A 1,198-nucleotide genomic window follows, 5' to 3' on the forward strand; every position below is an offset into this window, starting at 1 on the left:
TCAGGATGTTGAACAAAGCAAAAAAAGCGCATTTAATAAATGGTCTGTTGCTGCTTATGGAAATTTGCAGCATGATAGGGGTTTTTATATAGATGGGGTGGTATCGTATGGTCTTTTTAAGGTGATGTTTTGACCCTTTCACGGGGCAAGGTTATGGCGTTAAAGGGTAAACAGTTTAGCGGTTCTTTAACGAGCGGTAGAACGTTTGCAACAGGGGATAAAGGTGTTGTTTTTGCTCCGCAGATTCAGGTTGTTTATCAGCATCTTCAGTTTAATAAGACGCGTGATATTGATTTAGGAAAATTTCATGCAATAATTCAGAATGCTCATTCATCATTTTACATATTGAATAAAAACTGAATATTATAAATTTCTTTCATTTCAAACCTGTTTATATTTAATCAATTAACCCCTTGTCCATCACAAACGAAGCTGGCATGCAAAGAAGGACTTTTGAAAAAAGGTGAATTGCTTCTTATGAATATTCTCAAGTGCTAAAATCTGCGCAAATATTGAATGCTGAAAAAAGAATGATGATATCCGCGCATGACCGCAATGAAAATAATATCCTGTATCTTATCGAAATTTCTCTGCCACCTATCATTTACAAAACAACAACCATAACAACACGATAAAGCATACTTTACTTTTATTATAATTTGACCTCAAACTCCCTCTGTTTATTCTAAAAACAAGTATTTATCCAAAATTCTTAAGTAAACATCCTAAAAAAGGAAACAAATAATATGCGTATGAAATGATATAAACGTAAATAAAGTTCTAAAACAAAATTCAAAAAAATGCATAAAACTCATAAAGACTAAACTTATGATCTATAAAAATGAATAAAGAAATGGACAAAAACAACCACCTATATCGTCTCTTTTGAAAGATTATGCCGAAAGCATTCAGCATTCAAACTTTTCATATTCACAATGAAATCTGTCCTCATATCTTAACATCAAAAATTTTAGAAAAATTTCTCATCGCATAAAAGAAAGCATCTATTGTAATCTTTTATATCAAAAAATAACCATATTGATGAAGCAAAATAAATTTTAATACATTAAAAGGCAGAAAATCTTCTGCCTTTTAACTAAAAATACATATTGCAGCTCATCAAAAAAGGTGGCGCAATCCAGCAGAGAAACTCGTTCCAGAAAAACCAATTTTCTTAAATCTATGCTGATAAGTGACA

At 31.3% G+C, this 1,198-nt stretch carries 1 pseudogene; it reads left to right on the forward strand.

Annotated features, from left to right (window positions below):
• A pseudogene (locus tag ACFIQC_RS09865) lies at positions 1 to 309 on the forward strand (autotransporter domain-containing protein); the annotation flags it as partial.
• Positions 310 to 1,198 lie beyond the last annotated feature (889 nt).

This window comes from Bartonella sp. AA126HLJHH (assembly GCF_042197425.1).
Taxonomy (GTDB): domain Bacteria; phylum Pseudomonadota; class Alphaproteobacteria; order Rhizobiales; family Rhizobiaceae; genus Bartonella.